Genomic DNA, 4,817 nt, shown 5'->3' with positions numbered 1-4,817 from the left:
TTATACTTTCTTATCTTTCAAAAGAGGAAACAGAACGGCTTTGGCTGTTTTGTTTCCTACCTTTTTTTCTAGAAGTTAAATAATGAGAAAAATAGTTTGTACAAACGTTTGCACAACAATGGATTTTTTACTAAAAACGTGTAATCCCTTCCCGGGCATTACATAGACAGGAGGATTTACAGATGCGTAACCGGAATCTCTGGTACTGGCTTTTCCTGGCTCCAGCATTGTTCGCGCTTGCTGTAGTTGTGATTCTGCCGCTTGCATACGGAGTGTATTACTCATTTACTGATTGGAACGGGATTAAGACACCATCATTTGTAGGCCTTGAACATTATAAAGCCTTATTTGCTGAGGAAGAATTTAAGGATGCGTTGTGGTTCACCACTAAATTCACCGTTGTCTCAGTGTTTCTAATCAACTTTTTCGGCCTCTCTTTAGCGTTGCTTGTGACGCAAAAATTCAAAACGAACAATATCCTTAGAACGATTTTCTTCATGCCAAACCTTATTGGCGGACTGATCTTAGGTTTCATCTGGCAGTTCATTTTCACAAAAGTTTTCGCCAGCGTCGGCGAGATTCTTGGAATTGAAGGCTTGCAAGGCTGGTTATCGACAACCGAAACGGGATTCTGGGCAATGGCAATCCTGATGAGCTGGCAAATGGCCGGTTATATCATGGTCATTTACATCTCATTCCTTGAAGGAGTTCCGCAGGAATTGCTTGAAGCAGCTGAAATTGACGGTGCAAACAGTTTCCAGCGTTTTTATCACGTCACATTCCCGCTGGTTATGCCTGCATTCACAGTCAGCTTGTTCCTGACACTTTCAAACTCCTTCAAGCTTTACGACCAAAACCTATCGCTTACTGGCGGCGGACCATACAACTCCACCCAGATGGTGGCGATGGAAATTTTCAAGACAGCGTTCGTTGAAAACGCGATGGCTTTCGCTCAGGCAAAAGCAGTCATTTTCTTCTTGATCGTTGCAGTCATTTCATTGACACAGGTTTACATCAATAAAAAACGGGAGGTCGAGATGTAATGAAGAAGAAAAAGCAAAGCAGAATCATCTTAGAAATTCTCGGCATCATTTTGGCGCTGATTTGGCTTTCCCCGTTTTATCTGATGATCGTCAACTCTTTTAAAACAAAAAGAGAAATGTTTGAAGACACAATAAAGCTTCCAGATGTTTTTACATTCGAGAACTATTCGGTTGCTTTTGAACGTCTCGATTTCATCAAAACATTCTTTAATTCCGTATTGATTACGGTGCTGGCGGTTGCTGTCATCATTATCTTCTCTTCGATGGCTGCATATGCCCTATCCAGAAAAGGCGGAAAAACGAGCGGTATCATCTTCATGCTTTTTGTAGCTGCGATGCTCATCCCTTTCCAATCGGTCATGATTCCACTGGTTTCGATTTTTGGAAAGGTTGAAATGCTTAACAGAGCCGGACTGATCTTCATGTATCTTGGCTTTGGCGCAAGCTTGTCGATCTTCCTTTATCATGGAACATTGAGCGGGATTTCAAAGTCACTTGATGAAGCGGCAACAATTGACGGTGCGAACCGATTCCAGATTTTCTGGTACATCATTTTCCCGATGTTAAAACCGGTTTCTGTAACAGTCGCAATCCTGAATATCATCTGGATCTGGAACGATTACCTGCTTCCTTCCCTGGTCATCAACCAGCAAGGAATGGAAACCATTCCGCTAAAAATGTTCTTCTTCTTTGGAGAATACACAAAACAATGGCATTTGGCTTTGGCAGGTTTGACGATCGCGATCATTCCAGTCATCATTATTTACTTCTTCCTTCAAAAGCAAATCATCAAGGGAGTATCAGAGGGTTCCGTAAAATAATTGTCTTGCACGAACAATCGATCGTATAGGGAGAGACGACCAATGGCAGTCACAATTAAAGATGTAGCAAAGGCAGCCGCTGTTTCACCTTCGACCGTTTCAAGGGTGATAGCCGATCACCCTCATATCAGTGAAGAAACCAAGAAGCGTGTACGAAAAGAGATGAAGAAGCTGGGATACCATCCTAATTTCCAAGCTCGAAGCCTGGTTGTCAGGAGTACCGAAGCAATCGGCATCGTCATGCCCAATTCAGCTACCCAGGCATTGCAAAACCCGTTCTTCCCTGAAGTGCTCAGGGGAATCAGCATGAAAGCACACGAGGATAAATTCGGGGTGTATTTAACGACAGGCATTACGGATGAAGAAATTTTCGAACAGGTTGTTTCCATGGTCCAGGGCCGCAGAGTCGACGGCATCATTCTCCTTTATTCGAAAACGGATGACAGGATCATGAAATATCTACTGGAAGAGAATTTCCCTTTCACCGTCATAGGCCGGCCATACAAGAACGCTGAACGAATTACCTATGTAGATAATGACAATATTTATATCACGAAACAGGTCACAGACTATTTGATCCATCTTGGCCATAGCAAGATCGCTTTCATCGGAGTCAATTTAGACTACGTCTTTACAATCGACCGGCTTGAGGGATATAAACAAGCCCTCCATGATGCCGGCATTCCTTTTGATGAAACGTATATTATTCATGAGAAATGCTTAAAATCAGAAGGAAAAGAAGGCATAACCAATTTCCTTTCTTCTCATGAGCCACCTACTGCCCTTGTTGTGGCAGATGATTTTATGGCCATTGAACTCATGAGTTATTCAGAGGAATTGAATATTAAACTGCCAGAGGAGATTTCAATTGTGAGCTTTAATGATGTACCGCTCACAGAGCATATGAAGCCGCAGCTGACGTCCGTGAACATCGATATCTTTCAGTTAGGCTTTGAAGCAGCTAACTGTTTAATAGAGATCATTAAAAATCCAAAAGCTCTTCCTAAGCGGATCACGATTCCCGCTAAAATGGTCGAGCGAAAATCATGCAGTTCTATTGGAGCTAAACTATAATCGATACAGTCCGGTGAAGTTAGACTGTAAAAGCCAACTCACCTTGGCAGCGCAAAACTTTTAAAGTAAAATGACTGGATACATCAGGTTTTTTACAAAGAAATGAGGGTTCAAATGAAACACACGTGGTGGAAAGAAGCGGTCGCCTATCAGGTATATCCAAGAAGCTTCATGGATTCAAACGGCGATGGCATTGGCGATTTAAAAGGAATGATTTCGAAACTTGATTACTTGAAGGATTTGGGCATCGATGTGATCTGGATTTGCCCGATGTACAAATCCCCTAATGATGATAATGGCTATGATATCAGTGATTACCAGGATATTATGGACGAATTCGGTACGATGGAAGACTTCGACCAGCTGTTAAAAGAAACACATAAACGCGGCATGAAGCTGATCATCGACCTTGTCATTAACCATACGAGCGATGAACACGCCTGGTTCCTTGAATCTCGCGAGTCAAAAGACAGCCCGAAACGCGATTGGTATATCTGGCGTGATGGCAAGGATGGCGCAGAACCAAACAACTGGGAAAGTATTTTTGGCGGATCTGCATGGGAATATGATGAAGCAACTCAACAATACTTCCTGCATATTTTCTCACGCAAGCAGCCTGACCTGAACTGGGAAAACGAAGAAGTCCGCAAAGCGTTGTATGACATGATCAACTGGTGGCTTGATAAAGGGATCGACGGCTTCCGTGTAGATGCGATCAGCCATATCAAAAAAGAAGACGGACTTCTGGACATGCCGAACCCTGAAGGTCTTCAGTATGTCTCTTCATTTGATAAGCATATGAATGTAGATGGAATCCAGCAATACCTTGAGGAACTGAAGCAGGAAACCTTCTCTAAATACGACATCATGACTGTCGGTGAGGCTAATGGTGTCAGCATCGAAGAAGCGGACCTATGGGTTGGAGAAGAAAACGGCAAGTTCAATATGGTCTTCCAGTTTGAACACCTTGATCTTTGGGATTCTGAAAAGAAGGCTCTTGACCTTGCAAAATTGAAGAAGGTATTCACCCGCTGGCAAAAAGGCCTTGAAGGCAAAGGCTGGAATGCGCTTTTCATTGAAAACCATGACAAAGCGCGCATTGTCTCTACATGGGGAAATGATAAGGAATATTGGCGTGAAAGCGCGACTGCGCTCGCATCCATGTACTTCTTGATGCAGGGTACACCATTCATCTATCAAGGCCAGGAAATCGGCATGACGAATGTCCAATTCCCTTCAATTGATGATTACGATGATGTAGCCATCAAGAATCTTTATAAAATCCGCCGTGAAAATGGCGTTTCCCATGAAGAAATCATGGAATTCATTTGGGCAACGAGCCGCGATAACTCACGTACACCGATGCAATGGTCATCAGCTGAGAATGCAGGCTTCACTACCGGCAACCCTTGGCTTGGAATGAATCCTAATTATCCAAGTGTGAACGTCGAGCAGCAGCTTGCCGACCCTGATTCCATTCTCCATTTTTATAAAAAAATGATCGAGATGAAGAAGGAACACGAAGTATTCACTTATGGAACGTACGATTTGATTCTTGAAGACCATGAGCAAATCTACGCGTACACAAGGACACTGGACGCTGAGCAAGCAATCGTGATTTCAAACCTTTCCGGTGAGCCGGCAGCGTTTGAATTTGATGGCTTCTCGCTTGATGCAAATAAGCTATTGCTAAGCAATCACGAGGTAGAAACGCACGGACCAGTTACATCCTTCACGTTAAAACCTTTTGAAACGAGAGTTTATGTGAAATAATCATTTTTTGAGGGTGTCGCCAATGTATATTGGGACACCTTTTTTAGACTGTAAACAAGAGTGTCGGAATAATAGCGTTTATGACCATTCAGGGCTTAAATCTCTC

General features: G+C 43.0%; 4 protein-coding genes. All 4 read left to right on the top strand.

The features are described 5' to 3' along the window. The first annotated feature begins 182 nt into the window (after window positions 1-182). The 4 genes from V7201_RS13330 to V7201_RS13315 all read left to right on the top strand — a co-directional run bounded on the left by V7201_RS13330 (window position 183) and on the right by V7201_RS13315 (window position 4,711). Complete coding sequence (locus V7201_RS13330) at window positions 183-1,043, top strand: carbohydrate ABC transporter permease (RefSeq protein ID WP_335377234.1); 861 nt, start codon at window positions 183-185, stop codon at window positions 1,041-1,043. Beyond that, window positions 1,043-1,864, top strand: coding sequence for a carbohydrate ABC transporter permease (locus V7201_RS13325; protein ID WP_335377233.1), 822 nt, complete (start codon window positions 1,043-1,045; stop codon window positions 1,862-1,864). Before V7201_RS13330 ends, V7201_RS13325 begins: the two co-directional genes overlap by 1 nt. Before the next feature lie 42 nt (window positions 1,865-1,906). Continuing rightward, entirely contained in the window at window positions 1,907-2,938 is a 1,032-nt protein-coding gene (locus V7201_RS13320; RefSeq protein ID WP_335377232.1) for a LacI family DNA-binding transcriptional regulator, read from the top strand. A gap of 114 nt (window positions 2,939-3,052) precedes the next feature. Continuing rightward, entirely contained in the window at window positions 3,053-4,711 is a 1,659-nt protein-coding gene (locus V7201_RS13315; RefSeq protein WP_335377231.1) for a glycoside hydrolase family 13 protein, read from the top strand. The last annotated feature ends 106 nt before the right edge of the window (window positions 4,712-4,817 follow it).

The sequence above is a fragment of the Bacillus sp. JJ1122 genome (assembly GCF_036964885.1).
Taxonomy (GTDB): Bacteria; Bacillota; Bacilli; order Bacillales; family Cytobacillaceae; genus Mesobacillus.
Note: the sequence above shows the minus strand (reverse complement) of the source record. Positions and strands in the feature narration are given on the sequence as shown.